Here is a 19229-nt window from a genome sequence, read left to right as displayed (position 1 = left end):
CAGGCGCCGTGCCTGATGTCTCGACGCTACGTGCAAGCGTCTGCAGAAACAGTGACGACACGCCCGATGCCGGTATCGGATGATGCCCCACCTTCGGGGTCGCCCCCAGAGCTCACACGGTGGTCGCCGAGGCGAACGACTGGAAGGCGGCGCGGAGCATCCCGAGCGTCTCCTCCGTTGTCGTCACGTGCACGCTCACCCGCACTGTCCCGCCGCGGGAGGTCACCGTGACACCGTGGTTGTGCAGCGAGGCGACGAGTACGGTGAACTGGTCGACGGCCGGCTCCAGCACGACGATGCCGGCACGTTCGCGGTCGTCGCGCGAGGAGACGACGGGGATGCCGAACTCGTCGGCGAGTTCGATGACGCGCACCGCATGCTCGGCGACGCGCGCAGCGATCGCGGGAACTCCGACCTCGGCGATCTCCTCGAGCGCGGAGGCGAGACGAGCCTCGGCGATCGGGCTCGGGTTGCTCACCTGGAACGCCCTGGCGCCGCGCGCCGGATGCGGAACGGAGTCGAGAGGCATGTCCCCCTCATCCGTCGCGTTGAAGCCGGAGAGAATCGGACGGATGCGGTCGGCTGCCCGGTCGCTCAAGGCCAGGAAGCCCGTGCTCCACCCGGCCCGCGCCCACTTCTGGCCGCCGGACACCACGACGTCGGCGACCTGGTAGGGCGCATCCACGACCGTGAAGCCCTGGATCGCGTCCACGATGAGCAGACGGTCGCCGATGACCTGCCGAATGCCGTCGAGGTCCGCGACGTGGCCGGTCCGGAAGTCGACGAGGCTCACCGCCACGGCTGACGTCTCCTTCGTGAGCTGCTGCTTGACTGCCCCCGCGGTGACCCCGCCGTAGTCGGTGTCGAGCCACTGCGGCGTCAGGGCGCCCAGGGCGTCGGAGGCGCGCACCGCCGCGAAGGGGCTGCTCGGAAACTCGGCCGACGACATCAGCACTCCGCCGTCAAGCCCGAGCATCGCCTGGAACAGGCCCGTGCTCGTGTTCGGCTGGAACACGAGCTGCTCAGGACGGAATCCGGTGACCGCGGCGACCGCGGTGCGCACGCGCTCGTCCTGGGCCAGGAGACTGTCGAGGCTCCCGAAGCGGGCCTTGCGCAGGAGCTCGACCTGAGCCTGCTCCTCCTCGACGACCGTCCGCGCAAGCGGGCCGACGCGCGCGAAGTCGAGATAGCCTGGCTCCTCGTCGAACCGGAGCGCGAAATCGTCGATCGACAACATGGCTCCAGTGTCCCATGGCGCCGGGGTAGACCCCGGCGTCCACCCGCTCGATGACCGCTGCCCGCCCGTGACGGGCGGCTCGGGTGCCCGTCTTACTGCCCGAAACGTCGCTCGCGGCTCGCGTAGTCGCGCACGGCGCGGAGGAAGTCGACCTCGCGCAGGTCGGGCCCGAGCGCCTCGACGAAGTAGAACTCGCTGTGGGCGCTCTGCCAGAGCATGAAATCGCTCAGCCGCTGCTCCCCCGAGGTGCGGATGACGAGGTCCGGATCCGGCTGTCCCCCCGTGTAGAGGTGCTCGCCGATGAGTTCGGGGGTGAGGATCTCGGCGAGCGCGTCGAGCGACTTGCCTGCGGTCGCGTGCTGTTGAACGATGCTGCGCATCGCATCCGCGATCTCACGCCGACCGCCGTAGCCGACGGCGAGATTGATGTGCATGCCGGTGTTCTTCGCGGTGCGGGCCTCGGCTGCCTTGAGGCTCGCGATGAGCGCCCCCGGCAGCCCGTCGCGTGAGCCGACGTGCTGCACCCGCCAGTTGCGGAAGTGGGAGAGGTCGTCGGCGAGGTCGGCGATGATCTCGAAGAGCTCCTGGAGCTCCTCGTTCGTGCGCCCGGTGAGGTTGTCGGCCGACAACAGGTAGAGGGTGGTCACCTTCACGCCGATGTCGTCGCACCAGATCAGGAACTCGCGGAACTTCGCCGCGCCCGCCCGGTGGCCGTGACCGGCCGACTCGAGGAGATTCTGCCGCGCCCAGCGCCGGTTGCCGTCGAGGATCATGGCGATGTGCTTCGGTACCGTCAGGTCGGCGATCTCGCGCCTCAGCCGCCTCTGGTACAGGCCATAGAGGATTCCACGGCCCAACGGCACTTCCCGCTTTCGCACACGGCTACGTTAGTCCACTTGGCGCCTGCGATTCCCAGCCTGCTGTTACGGTGCGCGCCTAAGCTGAGCCCATGACTGCGGATGTACGCCATGAGGCGGCGGCGGATGTGACGGAAGTCGACCTTCCGAACATCCCACTCCTGGAGGACGCCAGCGAGCACCAGGACACGAAACCGACCTGGCGCGGCTGGATCCACGCCGGCACGTTCCCCGCCGCGATCGCGCTCGGCATCATCCTCATCGTGCTCGCCGACGGCCTCGCCGCCAAGCTGAGCTCCGCCGTCTTCATGCTCTGCTCACTGCTGCTCTTCGGCGTCTCAGCCCTCTACCACCGCTTCAACTGGAGCGAGCGGACGAAGAGGGTGCTCAAGCGGCTCGACCACGCGAACATCTTCCTGCTCATCGCCGGCTCCTACACCCCGATCACGGTGCTCGCGCTCCCCGAGGGCAAGGCGATCCTGCTTCTCAGTCTCGTCTGGGGCGGTGCGCTGATCGGCATCGGGTTCCGGGTGTTCTGGATCTCCGCGCCGCGCTGGCTCTACGTGCCGCTCTACGTGCTGCTCGGCTGGGCGGCCGTCATGTTCATCGTCGACTTCTTCGCGGCGAACGCGGCCATGATGATCCTGATCATCGTCGGCGGGCTGCTCTACACGGCGGGCGCCGTCGTCTACGGCCTCAAACGGCCGAACCCCTTCCCCGGCAGGTTCGGGTTCCACGAGATCTTCCACACGCTCACCCTGCTCGCGTTCCTGTGCCACTGGACCGCGATCTTCCTCGTCGCGATCGACCCGCCGCTCACGGCCTAGATTCGCCGTCGGCCTCCACATCGGTTTCCGCCTCGAGCCTCTCCTGGATCTCCGCGCGGTAGCGGGTGCGGCGGATGCGGCGCACCATGTCCATGATGAGCAGTACGGCCGCGACGGCCACGAGGAAGGTGATCGCGAAGCCGACCCAGGTCGGCGTGACCGAGTTCGGGTCGAAGTCCGGGGCCGGAGACGGGGTCGGTTCGGTTGCTCCGGGGAGCAACGTGACGAAGGCGGCGGCGCCGGGCAACAGGGCGGCCAGTGCAGCGACTGCGGCGTGGATCATCGGTCCTCTTCCTCGATTCCGGCGAACAGGTCGTCCTCCGGCAACTCGCTCTCCACGAGGGAGGTGACGAGCTGGTAGTCCTCCCACGGCCACACCTCGCGCTGGAACTCGTTCGGCCAGAAGAAGAAGTGGCTGTCCGGGGCCACCTGGCTCGCGTGCGACCGCAGTGCCGTATCGCGGGCGTCGAAGAACGCGCCGACCTCGACGTGGGTCGTCGCGAGGTCCGGGCGCTCCCGCATCCATTTGCGGATGTCGTCGAGCTCGCCGAGGAGCGGCGACTCCGGGTCCGACTCCTTCAGCTTCTCGTACATCGCGTTCGCCCGCGGCGTGTTGAAGATCCGGTCGTAGTAGACCTTCTGGATCTGCCAGGCCGGCCCGGCCTCGGGGTATCGGGTCGCATCCGCCGCCGCCGCCATCGCGTACATCGAGATCTCGTGCGTGCGGATGTGATCGGGGTGCGGGTAGCCGCCCTGCTCGTCGTAGGTGACCATGACCTGCGGCCGGAACTCGCGGATGATCTTCACGAGCGGCGCGGCGGAGTATTCGAGCGGGATGAGGGCGAAGCAGTTGGCCGCGAGCGGTTCGTCGTTCTCGGGCAGCCCGGAGTCCTCGAACCCGAGCCAGCGGTGGTCGAAACCGATCGCCTCGCGCGCCGCCGCCATCTCGAGCCGACGCAACCCCGCCATGTCCCGCTCGGCCATGGCCGCGCTGACCCGGTCCAGCCCCGGGTTCTGGATGTCGCCCCGCTCGCCGCCCGTACAACTCACGACGAGCACCTGCGCGCCGTCGTTCACGTAGTGCGCGTAGGTCGCAGCGCCCTTGCTCGACTCGTCGTCGGGGTGGGCGTGTACCGCGAGCAGCCGTCTGGACACCAATGGACTCCGTTCGACGATTAGCCTTGGGTTACCAGACTAATCGGCCAGACCGACAGGACACATCGGCCGAGCCGGCAGGGTCGTCCCGGCCGGCGGTCACATCCGAGGAGAGCGATGGCAGACGCCACACCGGAGCGCACCCGCGCGGCACTGGATGCGCGCTACGGGCGTACGGCCGACCGCTCGCGACGCGATCGCTGGATCATCGTCGTCGCCGCGGTGCTCTTCGCTGCGATCTTCACCGCCTGGGTGGTCTGGGCCGGCCTCGACAACGGTCAGGGCGGCCTCGACGCCCGCGACATCGGCCACCGACTCGTCGACGACCGCACCGTGAGCGTGACCTGGGAGGTCTCGGTGACTGCGGGTACCGAGGTGTCCTGCGCGCTGCAGGCGCAGAACGAGGCGCACGGGATCGTGGGCTGGAAGATCGTCGACCTGCCCGCATCCGAGACCTACACACGGCAGTACACGGAGACGGTCCGCACCGCGCAACGGGCCGTCACCGGCTTGATCTACCGTTGCTGGCTCACGTAGGATTGAGCGAATCGCTTCGGAGACCGGTCGAACTGGCCGGTCTCATTTGTTTGGCTGGCGCATGGCCGCCGACGGGGCGGGACTCACCGAAGGAGTGCACAATGGCTGACGCCACTGCAGAGACCTGGCTGACCCAGGAGGCGTTCGACCGCCTGACGAGCGAGCTCGAGCACCTGAGCGGGGAGGGGCGCATCGAGATCGCCCGCAAGATCGAGCTCGCACGCGAAGAGGGCGACCTCAAGGAGAACGGCGGCTACCACGCCGCCAAGGAGGAGCAGGGCAAGATCGAGGCCCGCATCCGCCAGTTGACGGCCCTGCTGCGCACCGCGAAGGTAGGCAACCCCCCGGACGACGGCGTCGTCGAGCCGGGCATGGTCGTGACCGCGAAGATCGCGGGCGAGAAGAGCGAGTTCCTGGTCGGCAACCGCGAGATCGCCGGCGACAGCGACCTCGACGTCTACAGCGAGCAGAGCCCGCTCGGCGTGGCCATCATCGGCCACAAGCAGGGCGACTCGGTCGTCTACACGGCGCCGAACGGCAAGGAGATCACGGTCGAGCTGCTCAAGGTGAAGACCTACAGCTTCTAGTACCGCACTACCGCACGATTCCGCTCCGGGCGCAGTCCCGCTCCCTGAGGAGCGAACGGGCTGGCAACCATGCGCGAAATGCGGCAAGTTCGGGGTCGCTGTGCCCGCACACCCCGAACTTGCCGCATCTCGCGGAGTCAGGTGCGAACCGCAATCTGGTTTCGATACGCGCTGCGCACTACTCAACCAGCGACCCCCTCCTCAGGGAGCGGTAGCCGGGAACGGTTGCCTAGAAGTCGACGCGCGGGTCGTAGTCGGCCTCGCGCAGGTGGTCGAGCACGCGCTGCACGTGCTCCGGCCCTCGCGTCTCGAGGCTCAGCTCGAGCTCGACCTCGCCGAGCAGCGCACCGCGGCCGTGCCGGGTGTGGGACACCTCGATGACGTTCGCGTTGGCATCCGAGATCAGTTCGGCGATGCGCGCGAGCTGGCCGGGGCGATCCGGCAGCTTGACGCGCAGCTTGAGGAAGCGGTCGCTCGCCACGAGCCCCAGCGAGATGACCCGCTCCATGACCTGCGGGTCGATGTTGCCTCCGCTCAGGATCGCGACGGTCGTGCCGAGGTCGCTCACCTTGCCGGTGACGATCGCCGCGACCGCGACGGCACCGGCCGGCTCGACGACGAGCTTGGCGCGCTCGAGCAGCAGGAGCAGGGCGCGCGCCGTGTCGTCGTCACTCACCGTGACGATCTCGTCGACGAGCTCCCGGATGATCGCGAAGTTCAGCTCCCCCGGCTTGCTCACCGCGATGCCGTCCGCGATCGTCGGCTTGATGCGCACCTCGACCGGTTCGCCCGCCTCGATCGAGAGCGGGTACGGCGCGGAGTTCTCGACCTGCACGCCGATGACCCGCACGGTGCGGCCCTCGCGGGCGGCGCGCTGCTTGACCGCGCTCGCGACCCCGGCGATGAGTCCGCCGCCGCCGAGCGGCACGATCACGGTGTCGAGGTCGGGCACCTGATCGAGGATCTCGAGCCCGAGCGTGCCCTGGCCGGTGATGACGTCGCGGTGGTCGAAGGGCGGGATGAGGATGGCCCCGGTCGTCTCGGCGAACTCGGCCGCCGCACGCAGCGGCTCGGCGACGGTGTGACCGCGCAGCACCACATCCGCCCCATAGCTCCTCGTGGCCTGCAGCTTCGGCAGGGCGACCCCGACCGGCATGAAGATCGTGGCCCGGATGCCGAGCTCCCGCGCGGCGAGCGCGACACCTTGGGCGTGGTTCCCGGCCGAGGCCGCCACGACGCCGCGCTCGCGCTCCTCGGGGGTGAGCCGCACCATCCGGTTGTATGCTCCCCGCACCTTGTAGGAGCCGGTGCGCTGCAGGTTCTCGCACTTGAGGTACACGGGTGAACCGAGCAGTTCGGAGAGGTACCGGGAGCTCTCCATCGGGGTCGTGTTCGCGACGGCGGCCACGATCTCGCGAGCCGCCTCGATGTCCTCGAGCGCCGGAATCGCGTTCGCCGAAGCGCCGGGCTCCGGGGCGCCGGATGCCTCACTCATCGCGCAGGACATCCTCGAGCGTGGGGTCGGGATGCTCGCGCCACTCGCCCCGCGCGATGTAGTGGATCATGATGTTGAGCGTCGCGACGACCGGGACGGCGAACAGTGCACCGGCGATTCCGGCGAGGAACCCGCCGGCGGCGACCGCGAAGACGACGGCGAGCGGGTGCACTTTGACGGCCGTACCCATGACGAGCGGCTGCAGTACGTGGCCCTCGACCTGCTGCACGAGCAGCACGATCCCGAGCATGATGACCGCCGGCCAGATTCCGAGGTAGACGAGGGCGACGAAGACGGCGATCACACCGGTCAGCACGGCGCCGACCACGGGGATGAAGGAGCCGAGGAAGACGGCGATCGCGATGGGGACCACGAGCGGGAACCCGCCGAAGAACAGGCCGAGGATCCAGGCGCCGAGCCCGATGCCCACCGCGTCGATGAAGGCCACGAAGATCTGGACTCTCACGAAGTCGGTCAGGGTGACCCATCCGGCCCGCCCTGCGCCGTCGGCCGCTGCCCGCGCCCGCCGGGGGAACAGCCGAACGGTCCACTGCCAGATGCGCCTGCCGTCGATGAGGATGAACAGCGTGGCGAAGAGCACGAGCAGGATGCCGGCGAGGAAATGCCCGAACGACGAGCCGAACGATACGGCGCCGGAGAGCAGCCACTGGCTGTCCCGCTGGATCGCCTCCCAGCTCTGGGCGAGGTAGTCGTTGATCTGCGCCTCGGTGAGATGCAGGGGCGAGTTGAGCAGGAGCGTCTTCAGCTCCTCGAAGAACACGAGGGAGCGGTCGCGCAGGTCGGGGAAGCCCCGGACGATCTGGGTGACGATGAGATACACGAGTCCGGTCACGACGCCGATGAGCCCGACCTCGGCGACCGCGACCGCGAGCCATTTCGGCCAGCGGTGACGCTGCAGGAATTGCACGAGGGGAACCAGGAGCGCCCCGAGCAGAATCGCGACCATGAGCGGAATAACGATGAGCTTCAGCTGGATGACGAGGAAGACGAACACCGCGATGACGCCGGCGATGACCAGAAGGCGCCACGACCAGGCGCCGGCGATCCGCATGCCGACCGGGACGGCATCCTCCACGGTCTGCCGCTGTACGGCGTGACGCTGCAGAGCCTGCCGTCGGCCTTCGGCAGCCGTGCCCCGCTTACGGAAAATCACGCTTCAGTCTATGCGGGAGGGTATGCCGTATCGGTCATATTCCCTCTGCGGTATCCGTGAACCCCTGTCAGTCGCGCACGGTATCGTCGGAGGCGATGGTCGATTCACTCTCCTCTTCCCAGGCGCGCCGCATCGCCCTCGCGGCCCAGGGTTTCGGGCGTCCAGCCCCGGATGCCGTGGGCACGCGACAGTTGAACCTCGCGATCGACCGCATCGGCCTGCTCCAGCTCGACTCAGTCAACGTCTTCGAGCGCAGCCACTATCTTCCGGTCTTCGCGCGGCTCGGTGCCTACGACAAGGACCTGCTCGACCGGCTCACCTTCACCCGCCGCGGTCGCTACGTGGAGTACTGGGCGCACGAGGCCGCGCTCATCCCGCGCGAATGGTGGCCGCTCTTCCGCTGGCGGATGGAAGGCTACCGCACCGCCTCATCCAATGGCCTGCTCGACTGGGCCACCGCGCACCGGAGCATTCTCGACTGGCTGCGCGCGGAGTTGGCCGAGAAGGGGCCGCTGGCCGCGAGCGCGGTCGAGCACGACGCGAACCGACGATCCGGTCCTTGGTGGGGCTGGTCGGATGTGAAGACCGGGCTTGAGGTGCTGTTCCGCTGGGGCGAGGTGGTGAGCGCGGGGCGCACCCGGTTCGAGCGCGTGTACGGACTCGCCGAGCACCTCATGCCGGCGGAGCTCCTGGAGCAGGAGGTTCCGGCGAACGAGGCGCACAAGGCGCTCGTCGAGCACGCGGCGCGGGCGCACGGCGTCGGCACGACCTCGGATCTCACCGACTATTTCCGGCTCAAGAAGGTGGATGTTGCTGGACTGCTGCAGGAGTTCGCAGACGACGGCGTCGTCCAGGAGGTCACGGTGAAGGGTTGGAACGAGAAGGGCCGGAAGGAACGGGCCTGGTTGCACCGCGACGCCCGCATCCCCCGCCGCATCGAGACGACCGCCCTGCTCTCCCCCTTCGACCCGGTCGTGTGGCGGCGTGAGCGCGCGCTGCGGATGTTCGACTTCCACTACCGCATCGAGATCTACACCCCGGCCCCGAAGCGCGTCTTCGGCTACTACAGCCTGCCGATCCTGCTCGATGATGCGATCGTCGGCCGCATCGACCTCAAGAGCGACCGGCAGGCGCGGGTTCTGCGCGTGCAGTCGGCGTGGACCGAGGCACATGCGGATGCAGGGCACGTTGCTGAACGCATCGCACCGCTCCTGCGGACCACAGCATCCTGGCAGGGACTCGATGCGGTCTCGGTCGCCGATTGGGGCGACCTGGCCCCCGCGGTCGCAGCGGAACTCGGCGTACCGGTGCTCCCGCGCCCCGATAGCACGGAATAATCGAATGACGGCTGCGAGATCTTCGGGACGGGAGGGCGCCCCGACCTGCCAGAACCTGGTGGTGCTGTCGAGGACGCTCTAGACAGTGCGCCTCACCTGAATTCGGCTGCTGGCTGAAGAATCAGTTGTCAGCGCCGGGAGCTCTTGCCGCACGCACGACATCGTCAAAGGCCCGTCCTTTTGCATTGACGATATGGCGGCTCATCGCAGTCGCAGTGCCATCGATGTCTCCGGACTCTATCGCCGCGAAGATCATCTCGTGCTCCCCACAGGCCGATCTGGCATGCGACACACCAGACTTGCCGATGATACGGAACCGCTGCAGCTGACCGCCCAACGAGCGATAGGCCTTGGCGATGAACGGATTGCCGGACTGATCGGCGATCAGTCCGTGGAACTGCTCGTCTGCGAGCCAGCATTCTCGCAGAGTTTCACCATATGGGCCTGCCTTCGTATCCTGCATGACTGTGATCGTGTCTGCGAGCCGCGACAGGAAGCCTGCCGAAGCCCGCTCGGCAGCAGCTCGAGCCATGGTGGGTTCAAGGAGAAGCCGTGCGTCCATGAGCTGGGCGATCTCCTCGGCTCCGAGAAGACGCGCGACCACATAGCCGCGCTGGGAGTGCCGCTCGATGAATCCGGTGTGCTCCAAGCGCGCCAGCGCCTCACGAATCGGCGTCGGACTCACATCGAACTCTCGGGACAGCATGTGGATCTTCAAGCGCTCTCCCGGGGGGCGCTCGCCCGTCATCAACTGAACCGAGAGCGTGTCGTAGACGCGATCCGCAATCGGCAGTCGGTGGGATCCGTCTTCATTCACCAGGTGCCCCCTGCATACTCAGCATTCGTGAATCGTCCGCCTTGATTGTTCGATGAATATGAGGCCTTGGCGTCGAACTCCTCGCTGAAGTCATCCGCTTTGTCCTGGGGAGAGAATCCGAGAGCTCGCGCCGAGCCATCTCGCCAGAATCTGCGGGAGTTGTTCGAGACGCCATAGACGACCCAGAACCTCTCGGGAAGATCTGCAGAGATCGCTGCCTCCACCAAAGAGATGCTGTCGGGGACCGAAAGCCAGGTTCGAAGCTGGTCCGAATTCTCTGGACGCTCTCGGCAGACTCCGATCCGCAAGCAGACGACCTCCAGGCCCCACTTGTCGGTATAGAGACGCCCCAGCGCCTCGCCGAAAACTTTGCTGACGCCGTAGATCGTGTCCGGTCGAACGGGACTGGTCTCGTCGACCATGGTCTCGACAGAGTGAAAGCCAGTCACATGGTGCGAACTGGCATAGACAACCCGTCGAACCCCCGCGCTTCTGCTCGCCTCAAACACGTTGTACGTCCCGGTGATATTAGCTTGGGCGATCTCTTCGAAGGGCGCCTCATCGGCCTTGCCGCCCAAGTGGACTACGACGTCAACGCCGTTCGCTGCCCTGACCACGGCGTCGCGGTCTGCGAGGTCACCCGCGATCGAGCGCTCATTCGCACCCGGATCATCCATCGGCGAACGAGCGAAGAGTACGACCTCGTCGAACATCTCTCGGAGCCGCGGCCGGATGGCCGCTGCCATCCGGCCGCTAGCACCTGTGAGGAGAACTCTTGTCATATCAATCCAATCCGCAACATTAGCCGATGCCGACGTTGCCAGGCCTGGTGTGCCTGGCAGCGATCGGGGTGAGGTGGGCTCGTCGATAAGCTGGTGCGTACTCCTCCGCGCTGAGATGCAGGATGAGTCGTTCCGCGAGAATCTCGTCTCCCGAGTTTGTTCCGATCGCGGTCGAGAGCTCGACATAGGCGCCCAGATCGGCCGGGAGAGGTCCGAGGATGCGCACATCTGATACCGCGGCCAGCTCACTGATCTGCTGAATAGCGATCTCGGCTCTTCCGTCGCGGACGGCCTCCGCGGTAAAGCCCTTCGGGAGCACTACTGCCTTGGGTGTGACGACATCGGTGAGCCCCAAGTCGGTGAGCACCTGTTGGAACACCGCCCCACTGGCCCCCGTCGCCGAGTATGCGACGGAGGAGACACGGCGCATCAGATCTTGGAAGTCGGTGACAGTTTCCGCAACGGTAAGCGATGAGGCCTCGGAGACAGCCGCGCCGACCTCTGAGCGGACCAGGCCGCGAATCGAGGCGGTGTGCACATCACCGTCTGCAGCCATCTCGTGGAGAGTCGAGGTGACCCCGACGAGGACATCGGGTGCCTCCCCGTTTCGCACCATGTCCCGCAGGATCATGGTCGGCTCGTACACGCGCCTGACAATGGCGCCGGTCTTCTCGATGAACGGCCCGATGATGTCGTCCTCGAGGACGTCTTTCAGCGCAAGGCCGCTGAACAGGGTGATCGTCTGCATATCCGACTCGTGAATTCAGTTGTCCGTCGGATGCAGCCTGCGAGCGGCATCAGGCTCAAGGGGCGACGTCCTGCGTCCCTCAAGCAAGAGGGAGAGCTCTGCTGTCTGCTCCAATTCCTCGAGTACATCGAGCGCGTGGTCCAGATCTCTGCCCGCGACGAGCGGTCCGTGGTTCCGCAGCAGCATGGCGTGGCTCCCCTCGGCGACAAGACCGGCTCGCACAGCCAGTTCCGGGTCGCCCGGCGGAAAGTACGGCACGACGGGGAGTTTTCCCACGCGCATCGCATAGTACGCGGTCAGAGGGGGAAGCGCATCGGATTCGTCGATATCCCGAAGGCACGACACTGCCGTCGAGAAGCGAGAATGCGTATGGATCACCGCCGTCGCTCCGGGGCGCGCCCGAAACACCGCAGCATGCAGTACAGCCTCTTTGGACGCCTTCGCCGATGAGCGTGCTTCACCATTCAGTCCGATGATCGCGAGATCGACCACTTCGAGCGTGCGGAGACTCTTGCCAGTGGGTGTGACGACGATCTCGTCACCCAGGCGCACCGACAGGTTGCCCGTGCTGCCGTGGGTGAGACCGCGTTCATGGACGTAGCGGCTCACCTCCACGACACGGTTCATGGCCCGATTCACGAGGTCAGTCATCGATCTCACCCCACGCCCGCTCCGGATCCGTGGACCTCAAGAAGAGATCGGGGTCGCCGAAGTTGCCGGACTTCAGGAGCAGTGCCAGCGGCGGATCCTGCGCCGTGTACAACCAAGCCACGCCGTCGTCGACCCGGCCGCCCATGATGCCGCCTGTTACGTGGAGGCGCTGTGTCACCGTGCCCGAGGTCTCCCCTCCGGCAACGACGAACCGATCGACGCCGCGCTCTCGTAGCCCGACGGCGATCGACGCGAGCGCCTGCTCGAAAATGGCCGCCACACGATCACCGTCTAATTCGGCGCGGATCCGTGCCAGCTCCTCCGCGTTCACCGAGGAATAGAACAGTGGCACGGAGCCTTCTTCAAGGGCGTCGTACCAGCGCAACGCGTCGCTGCTCAGCGACTCAATGGTCATCTCCGGCGTAGCCGTCAACTGGTAGGACGGGAACCCCTGACTTTGAAACCGCGAGATCTGCTCGAGCGTCGACGCCGAGCAACTTCCTGCGAGAACGGCTGAGCGGAACTGGTTCCCCGATGCGCCGTCCCCGCTCTGGGCACGGTCGCCACGCCGGGCACGCGCCCGCCCCATCGCCAGCGCAAAGCCCGCCGCCCCCGCCACGAGCGGACGATCGATCTGAGTGACCGCGAGTGCGTCCAAATCGTCCTGGGTGATACCGTCGGCGACGACGAAGCTCGGCTGGCGACCAGCGTGCCCACCCAACTCCGCATCAATGGCGCCGATTCCCGCGCGGATCGTCTCCAACGACAGGGAGCGGATCTGGCGGTCCGTCTGGGCTGCCAGAAGGCGCGGCAGCAGGGAATCCGTCATCGGATTGAGCGGATGCTGCGCCATATGCGAATCCTCCAGCAGCACTCCCCCCACGAAGAGCTGCCCACTGTAAACCGTGCGTGCGTGATGCGGAGAACTCGGTGTCGTCACGACCATGTCCGCATCAAGCCGCTCAGCCAGAGCCGTCAGCACGGGACCGATGTTCCCTTCCGGGGTCGAATCGAACGTCGAGCAGTACTTGAAGTAGATCTGATCTGCGCGATGCTGTTGCAAATAGTCCAGAGCTGTCAAGGACTCCTCTACCGCCTCGGCGGCCGGCACAGACCGCGTCTTCAGCGCGATCACGATCGCATCATGCTCCGGCAGATGCTCAGGCGGGGCGTCGAGGCCGAAGAAGAGCAAGGTGCGCAACCCTGCGGAGCGCAGGGCATCTGCCACATCGACTGCTCCCGTGTAGTCATCCGCGATAGCCCCCAGGACCCCCCGCGGCGCGGATCCGACGAACGCATCACGCAGCTTCACCGCGGCGCTGGAAGGACCGGACAGGACAGGGATGCCCAGTCGCCTCTCCAAGTCCTCACGCGCCGGCGCGAGCGAGTACTGAGCGAGCAGCACCGCATCGATGCCGGCCGACGCCGGTTCGACCGCCTCTGCCAGGTCATCGACGAGCGCCCGCGTGTTCCCGGACTTCGCGCTCGTCATCGCCGCGGTGGCCACGACCCCGGTGACCTCGATCGCACGACCGCTCGCGGCGGCATCCTTCCCCAGGCGATATGCACTGTCCTTCAGCGCCTCCTCGAAGGACGCCACGACGAGTATCCGCTGGTAGGACGAACCTGTGACGTCGTCAAAGACGGCCCTATCGGGCGCGAGCACCGGAATGGGGGCGACGAAACCATCTGCGACGGAGCCGTAGAGGGAGCACGTCAAGAGGACGGCGTCCGCCCCCTGGCCGATCGCGAAATCGATCAAAGTCTCCATGCGCGCCGCGAGCTCAGGCGTGAGCCCACCCTGCAGCGCCGCTTCCGTCATCAATCGATCGTCGAGCAGGTTCCAGATCTCGACTTCGCAGAAGGTCTCGGCCATCGCGGCCTCGGCCGGAGGAATCGCCAGCGGTGTCGCGCTGATGAGCGCCACCAGGGGCTTCTTCGTCATCATTCCTCCCAGGTTTTCAGCCAGTCCACCCGTAGTCCCTCAGGTGTCGTCGCGGAGTACTCGCATCCAATCCAGCCGCGATAGCCGATCTGCTTCAGCTGTCGGAAGACATGCCTCCACGACAGCTCTCCGGTACCGGGTTCCGTGCGATCCGGCGCGTCTGCGATCTGAATGTGTCCGATGATCGGCGCGAATCGTACCAACTTCTCTGTCACACCGCCCTCCTGCACCTGCACATGGAAGACGTCGAAGAGGAGTCTCAGCCGATCGGAGCCGACGGCGTCGATGACGCTTGCGGCCTGGCCCTGTGATGTGAGTGCGAATCCCGGTGAGCTCCGTAGGTTCTGCGGCTCGATGAGCAGGGTGATGCCCGTGGACCTCGCAATCTCGGAGGCCCACGCGATATTGAGCAGGTATTCCGCCCATGCTCGCTCGAAGGGCACGTCAGCAGGGACGGGCCCGGCAACGACATGGACCAATGGCACGTCCAACCCTGCTGCGTACTCGAGGGCCAGCTCGACACCAGAACGGAACTCCGTCCGCAGGGACGGGTCGCAGGCGATCCCAGTCACCGTCCGCCCGGACTCCGTTCGCGGCGGAGTGTTGATCAGCGCGAGTTCCACACCGCCCTGCGTGAGCATTCTTCGCAACGAATCAACGGAGAATTCGTAAGGAGCCGGGTATTCGACGGCGCGGAATCCATGCTCAGCAGCCACCCTGATCCTGTCCTCTATCGGAACGTCAGTGAACAGCCACTTAAGGTTCGCCGCGAACCGCAGACCGTCGCCATCGGCGTCTCGGAGCGGCGGAGCGATCCTCTGATCAATCATTCGGTCACCTTCGATAGGTTCACCTGATGCGCCGGCACCCGGCCGGCGAAGAAGTCGACGATCTGCTGCACGGCGATCTCGGCCGATCGCTGGCGCGCCTGATTCGTCGCGCCGGCGATATGCGCAGTGAGCAGAAGGTTCGGCGCAGTCAGCAGAGGATCGGCGGAGGTGACCGGCTCACGCTCGATCACATCCAACGCCGCTCCGGCAATCTCCCCGTCCTGCAGCGCCGAGATCAGATCGCGCTCATTCACGATCCCCCCTCGCGATGTATTGACCAGAAACGCGGAATTCTTCATACGGCGAAACGCACTGCGATCAATGAGGTTGCGTGTCTCCTCAGTGAGGGCGATGTGCAGGGAGACATAATCCGCTCGACACAGCAACTCATCGAGCGTCACCGCCTCAACCCCTACCGCGGCCATGTCGTCCGCGCCCACCCACGGGTCGTGGCCGATGACCGACATCCCCAGCGCGCGCGCACTCTGGGCGACGGATCGCCCAATGGCACCCACGCCCAGGATGCCCAGCACGGATCCGGAGAGCTCCGACCCACTATTCTGCGGCCACTCCGCGCGTGCGGTGGCATTGATGTTCGCCGGGAGGTCACGGGCGAGATTCAGGAGAAGACCGATGGTGAGTTCGACGACGGACTGTCGATTGGCACCGGGGGTATTGCAGACCGCGATGCCGTTTACGTCGGCGGCGGCGATATCGACGTTGTCGTACCCAGCGCCCGTCCGCGCCACGATCTCCAACCCATCGATGGCGGCGAGATCACTCGCAGTCAGTGGTTCGGTACCAAGGATCAGGGCATCCGTCTGTGGGATGTGCTCATGGACCGTCCACTCGGTCCCTCGTCTCAAGACCTCAGAAGAGAAGCGAACCTCGAAACCGGCCTCCCGCAGGAGCCGTTCCACTGGGCCTCCAGGATGAAGGTAATTCGTGGTCACGGTCACGCTTTTGCGATCCGAATGCATTACTACTCCGCGTTTGCTTGTTCGTTAATGGAGGGGCGCGGCATCCCGCACTCCGGTGGAAAGGGTTCGACTGCCACAGGACCGAGTTCCGCATCGCTCAGGCTGATGCGCGCAGGAGGTGCGTCGCGCCGATGAAAGAACTGGATCTCGGCCCGCTGTTCGGACCGCCGCTGCCATCCGTGACCCGTCAGCTCACATTCGACGTCATGGCCGGGAACCACTGAGGAACCCGTGTTCCGTGCGAACTCGCGGATCCAGGTCACACTCCGCGCGCCGAGCCCTCGGTCCACGGCGGAATCGACCGCGACCGACTCGAGCTCGTGGATGTTCTTGGCCGCGTCCCCGGTGAACAGCTTCGGTCCCTCGGTCGTGTCAACGGCGAACGCGAGGTGTCCCGGCGTGTGCCCGGGCACGTTGTGCGCGCGAACCCCAGCGACGAGCTCGCTCTCGCCGTCGATCAATCGGAGAAGACCCTGCGGATGCGACAACGCACCCAGAAGAGGCTGCGAGACGAAAGGCTCGTCGGGAGCCTGGGAGAGCGCCCACTCGTATTCGACACGGCCGATCCATCGCCGGGCCTGCGGAAACAGGCTGATGTTGCCCAGGTGATCCCAGTGCGCATGGGTGATCAGCACATCCGTCACCTCGTTCGTCCCCAGTCCGAGTTCACTCAGTGCGGTCGTGATCAGTGGAAGATAGGACGGAGGGCCGGTCTCCACGATGATCACGCGGTCGAATCCGCGCAGCAACCAGACGCTGCTCCAGCCGAACGAGCCATGCGTCTCGGTCTTTCCGGGGAATCCGTTTACGATCGGTGTCGCCTCATACATGGGCTGCGCCCAACGGATCGATCCCGCGCACGCGCAGTTGCTCGAGGAGCCACTCGCGCGGATCCAGCACCGGACGAGCGACCCACTCGGGGTCGTCGCGCACCTGAACTCCGGTGCTCGTGCAGTGGAACGCGTTGGCCGCGGCGACCTCGTCATCGGGACAGTTGCTCAAAGCGACGAGCAGATCCATCTCTGCACGGAACTCGATGTAGTCACCGGGCCGCGTCACGGGATCCTTGACAAGAAATCCCTCCGCATCGACGTCGTAGGGGTAGTTCTGGAAGATATCGAATGAGTCGGGGATATCTTCGGCGGGCACTCCGTACGGGGCGGCGACGGCGGCGAGCTGCTCGAAGCAGCCGTCCCGAATGCCTGCCCCGTGCGAGGCGTAGAAGAAGGCATTGCACATGCGGTGGTGCACACCGTGGGTCCCCGGGGGGTCGGCGGTCTCCGTAAGGATCGTCATGAGAGGACGACAGAGTCCAGACATCACCCAGTCGCCCTGCTGCACGGTCATACGCGGGCGGAACGACTGTCCCTCTGGCGGGAAGTAACGCGTCCGCGAGTACGAAGTCGATAGCTTCTCTCGCAGGTTGTGTAAGTTCCAGACGGCCATGTCGACCACCTGCTGCCCCTCGAGGTCGGTGACGCGCAGCACCTGTCCCTGCCGGAGCTCCACCGTCATCGCCGCCTTCGGGGCGAGCACATGCTCTTCCGCGATCAGGGTGACCATCAGAGCACCGCCGACAAGAAGGCCCGCGTCCGCTCGTTCCTGGGGTTGTCGAGCACCTCACCGGGAGGGCCGGACTCCACGACGACGCCACCGTCCATGAAGACAACGACATCGGCGACCTCACGGGCGAATCCCATCTCATGGGTAACGACAAGCATCGTCATCCCCTCCGACGCGAGGTTCTTCATGACGGCGAGCACGTCGCCCACGAGTTCCGGATCGAGCGCGCTGGTCGGCTCGTCGAAGAGCATCAGCCGCGGCTCCATCGCGAGCGCCCTGGCGATGGCCACCCGCTGCTGCTGCCCGCCCGACAGCTGTCGCGGGTACGCCTTCAGCTTGTCTCCCAGGCCGACCTGGTCCAACAACTCGACGGCCCGCACCGCCGCGGCCTTTCGCGACTTCCCTCGCACCGTTACCGGGCCGATGGTGAGGTTCTCCAGCACCGTCATATGCGGGAACAGATTGAAGTGTTGGAAGACCATCCCGATGTCGGAACGATCCCGGCAGATCTCCGCCTCCGACGACTCGTAGAGCCTGCCTCTGCGTTCACGGTATCCGACCAGCTGGCCGTGTACGGTGAGCACACCGCCGGAGACCGACTCGAGATGGTTGACGCATCGCAGAAACGTGCTCTTGCCGGAGCCGGATGGCCCCAGCAGACACATCACCTGCCCTTCGAAGAGGTCCAGGTCGATCCCCTTCAGGACATCCACCCGACCAAAGCTCTTCTGCACTCCGCGCGCGGAGATGATCGCTGAGCTCATTGTGCGGATTCCTTCCGGGACTTGTCGTGGAATGTGAACGCCTTACGAAGGAACTGCCCGATGGGCGTGCCCTGCGCTTGCGGCCGAGCGCCACGGCCGAAGTAGCGTTCGATGAAGAACTGTCCGATCGTCAGCACCGTGGTCACGACGAGATACCAGATGGTGGCCACGATCAGCATGGGGATCGTCTCGAAAGTGCGCGCATAGATCAACTGCACGGAGTTGAGCAGTTCGGGCAGCCCGATGACGCTGACCAGCGAGGAGAACTTCAGCATGCCGATCGTCTCGTTGCCGGTCGGTGGAATGATGACGCGCATCGCCTGCGGGAGCACGATCTTGCGCATCAGTAGCGATCGCCGCATCCCGATGGACTGCGCCGCCTCGAACTGCCCGCGATCGACCGAGAGGATTCCGGCGCGCACGATTTCGGACATGTAGGCCGACTCGTACAGGGCCAGTCCCAGAATCGCGGCGACGAATGTGGGAATCACGGTATTCGCATCGAAACTCACGAACTCGGGGCCGAGGAGAGGTACCCCGATCGAGATCGTGGGGAAGAGCGCCGAGATGAAGTTCCAGAACAGCAGTTGCACGAGCAGCGGAGTACCCCGGAAGAGCCACACGAACGCCCCGGCCACCACACGCAGTACAGGGTTCTGCGACAGTCGCATCAGCGCCAGGACGATGCCGAGGATGATTGCGATCGTCATTGCGATCGCGGTGAGCTGCAGAGTGCGCCCGAGCCCGGCCAGCACCGCCCCGGACAGGAGGTAATCTCCCACGACGCCCCATTGATAGCGAGGGTTGGTGAGGAAACCCTGGATCAGGGTCGCGACCGTGATGAGCACGATCGCGACCCCGACCCAGCGCCAGGGATGCCTGCGCGGGACGACCTTCATCTGTGCAACGTCGACCGTCGACGCCGACAGATCGATCGCCATGG

General features: G+C 65.9%; 21 protein-coding genes. 4 read left to right on the top strand and 17 right to left on the bottom strand.

Annotation, left to right across the window (positions count from 1 at the left end; translation table 11 throughout):
* Window positions 1–112: 112 nt before the first annotated feature.
* Together ABD678_RS07345 and ABD678_RS07340 are read right to left on the bottom strand one after the other, a co-directional pair.
* Window positions 113–1237, bottom strand: coding sequence for an aminotransferase class V-fold PLP-dependent enzyme (locus tag ABD678_RS07345; protein WP_344755236.1), 1125 nt, complete (start codon window positions 1235–1237; stop codon window positions 113–115).
* 92 nt (window positions 1238–1329) lie between these two features.
* Window positions 1330–2115 carry an isoprenyl transferase gene (locus ABD678_RS07340; RefSeq protein ID WP_344755234.1) on the bottom strand — a complete coding sequence of 262 codons (786 nt, stop codon included), beginning with the start codon at window positions 2113–2115 and terminating at the stop codon, window positions 1330–1332.
* Window positions 2116–2186: 71 nt separating this feature from the next.
* Between ABD678_RS07340 and trhA the strand changes: the two genes are divergently transcribed.
* Window positions 2187–2921 carry a PAQR family membrane homeostasis protein TrhA gene (gene trhA, locus ABD678_RS07335; RefSeq protein ID WP_344755233.1) on the top strand — a complete coding sequence of 245 codons (735 nt, stop codon included), beginning with the start codon at window positions 2187–2189 and terminating at the stop codon, window positions 2919–2921.
* Here the strand turns inward: trhA and ABD678_RS07330 are convergent.
* Both ABD678_RS07330 and mca read right to left on the bottom strand, forming a co-directional pair.
* Window positions 2911–3204, bottom strand: coding sequence for a hypothetical protein (locus ABD678_RS07330; protein ID WP_344755232.1), 294 nt, complete (start codon window positions 3202–3204; stop codon window positions 2911–2913). The genes trhA and ABD678_RS07330 overlap by 11 nt on opposite strands.
* Window positions 3201–4076, bottom strand: coding sequence for a mycothiol conjugate amidase Mca (gene mca, locus ABD678_RS07325; RefSeq protein WP_344755230.1), 876 nt, complete (start codon window positions 4074–4076; stop codon window positions 3201–3203). Before mca ends, ABD678_RS07330 begins: the two co-directional genes overlap by 4 nt.
* A gap of 117 nt (window positions 4077–4193) precedes the next feature.
* Between mca and ABD678_RS07320 the strand changes: the two genes are divergently transcribed.
* Entirely contained in the window at window positions 4194–4613 is a 420-nt protein-coding gene (locus ABD678_RS07320) for a DUF4307 domain-containing protein (RefSeq protein ID WP_344755228.1), read from the top strand.
* A 101-nt stretch (window positions 4614–4714) separates the two neighbouring features.
* On the top strand, window positions 4715–5200 hold the full coding sequence (gene greA / locus ABD678_RS07315) for a transcription elongation factor GreA (RefSeq protein ID WP_344755226.1): 486 nt from the start codon (window positions 4715–4717) through the stop codon (window positions 5198–5200).
* Window positions 5201–5429: 229 nt separating this feature from the next.
* Here greA and ilvA read toward each other — a convergent pair whose 3' ends face one another.
* Entirely contained in the window at window positions 5430–6695 is a 1266-nt protein-coding gene (gene ilvA / locus ABD678_RS07310; RefSeq protein ID WP_344755224.1) for a threonine ammonia-lyase, read from the bottom strand.
* Entirely contained in the window at window positions 6688–7869 is a 1182-nt protein-coding gene (locus ABD678_RS07305) for an AI-2E family transporter (protein ID WP_344755223.1), read from the bottom strand. The genes ilvA and ABD678_RS07305 overlap by 8 nt, the downstream gene beginning before the upstream one ends.
* Before the next feature lie 95 nt (window positions 7870–7964).
* Between ABD678_RS07305 and ABD678_RS07300 the strand changes: the two genes are divergently transcribed.
* A complete protein-coding gene (locus ABD678_RS07300) occupies window positions 7965–9206 on the top strand; it encodes a winged helix-turn-helix domain-containing protein (RefSeq protein ID WP_344755222.1) in 1242 nt (413 codons plus the stop codon).
* 121 nt (window positions 9207–9327) lie between these two features.
* Here the strand turns inward: ABD678_RS07300 and ABD678_RS07295 are convergent, their stop codons facing one another.
* The 11 genes from ABD678_RS07295 to ABD678_RS07245 are packed head-to-tail and all read right to left on the bottom strand — an operon-like array spanning window position 9328 to window position 19227.
* On the bottom strand, window positions 9328–10023 hold the full coding sequence (locus tag ABD678_RS07295) for a GntR family transcriptional regulator (RefSeq protein WP_344755221.1): 696 nt from the start codon (window positions 10021–10023) through the stop codon (window positions 9328–9330).
* The gene (locus ABD678_RS07290; protein WP_344755220.1) at window positions 10020–10805 is read right to left on the bottom strand and encodes an NAD-dependent epimerase/dehydratase family protein; all 786 of its coding nucleotides are present in this window, start codon (window positions 10803–10805) and stop codon (window positions 10020–10022) included. The genes ABD678_RS07295 and ABD678_RS07290 overlap by 4 nt, the downstream gene beginning before the upstream one ends.
* A 19-nt stretch (window positions 10806–10824) precedes the next feature.
* On the bottom strand, window positions 10825–11553 hold the full coding sequence (locus tag ABD678_RS07285) for a molybdate ABC transporter substrate-binding protein (protein ID WP_344755218.1): 729 nt from the start codon (window positions 11551–11553) through the stop codon (window positions 10825–10827).
* Window positions 11554–11568: 15 nt separating this feature from the next.
* Window positions 11569–12204, bottom strand: coding sequence for a class II aldolase/adducin family protein (locus tag ABD678_RS07280; protein ID WP_344755216.1), 636 nt, complete (start codon window positions 12202–12204; stop codon window positions 11569–11571).
* Window positions 12197–14152 (bottom strand): 3-oxo-tetronate kinase, encoded by a 1956-nt coding sequence (otnK, locus tag ABD678_RS07275; RefSeq protein WP_344755214.1) that lies wholly within the window; start codon window positions 14150–14152, stop codon window positions 12197–12199. The genes ABD678_RS07280 and otnK overlap by 8 nt, the downstream gene beginning before the upstream one ends.
* The gene (locus ABD678_RS07270; protein WP_344755213.1) at window positions 14149–14979 is read right to left on the bottom strand and encodes a hydroxypyruvate isomerase family protein; all 831 of its coding nucleotides are present in this window, start codon (window positions 14977–14979) and stop codon (window positions 14149–14151) included. The genes otnK and ABD678_RS07270 overlap by 4 nt, the downstream gene beginning before the upstream one ends.
* A complete protein-coding gene (locus ABD678_RS07265; protein ID WP_344755211.1) occupies window positions 14976–15938 on the bottom strand; it encodes a phosphoglycerate dehydrogenase in 963 nt (320 codons plus the stop codon). The genes ABD678_RS07270 and ABD678_RS07265 overlap by 4 nt, the downstream gene beginning before the upstream one ends.
* A gap of 23 nt (window positions 15939–15961) precedes the next feature.
* The gene (locus ABD678_RS07260; RefSeq protein ID WP_344755209.1) at window positions 15962–16789 is read right to left on the bottom strand and encodes an MBL fold metallo-hydrolase; all 828 of its coding nucleotides are present in this window, start codon (window positions 16787–16789) and stop codon (window positions 15962–15964) included.
* On the bottom strand, window positions 16782–17522 hold the full coding sequence (locus ABD678_RS07255) for an urea carboxylase-associated family protein (protein WP_344755207.1): 741 nt from the start codon (window positions 17520–17522) through the stop codon (window positions 16782–16784). The genes ABD678_RS07260 and ABD678_RS07255 overlap by 8 nt, the downstream gene beginning before the upstream one ends.
* Window positions 17522–18286 (bottom strand): amino acid ABC transporter ATP-binding protein, encoded by a 765-nt coding sequence (locus ABD678_RS07250; protein ID WP_344755205.1) that lies wholly within the window; start codon window positions 18284–18286, stop codon window positions 17522–17524. The genes ABD678_RS07255 and ABD678_RS07250 overlap by 1 nt, the downstream gene beginning before the upstream one ends.
* Complete coding sequence (locus ABD678_RS07245) at window positions 18283–19227, bottom strand: amino acid ABC transporter permease (RefSeq protein WP_344755203.1); 945 nt, start codon at window positions 19225–19227, stop codon at window positions 18283–18285. The genes ABD678_RS07250 and ABD678_RS07245 overlap by 4 nt, the downstream gene beginning before the upstream one ends.
* Between the last annotated feature and the right edge of the window lie 2 nt (window positions 19228–19229).

Origin of the sequence: Leifsonella bigeumensis (assembly GCF_039537265.1) — a bacterium.
Taxonomy (GTDB): domain Bacteria; phylum Actinomycetota; class Actinomycetes; order Actinomycetales; family Microbacteriaceae; genus Terrimesophilobacter; species Terrimesophilobacter bigeumensis.
Note: the sequence above shows the minus strand (reverse complement) of the source record. Positions and strands in the feature narration are given on the sequence as shown.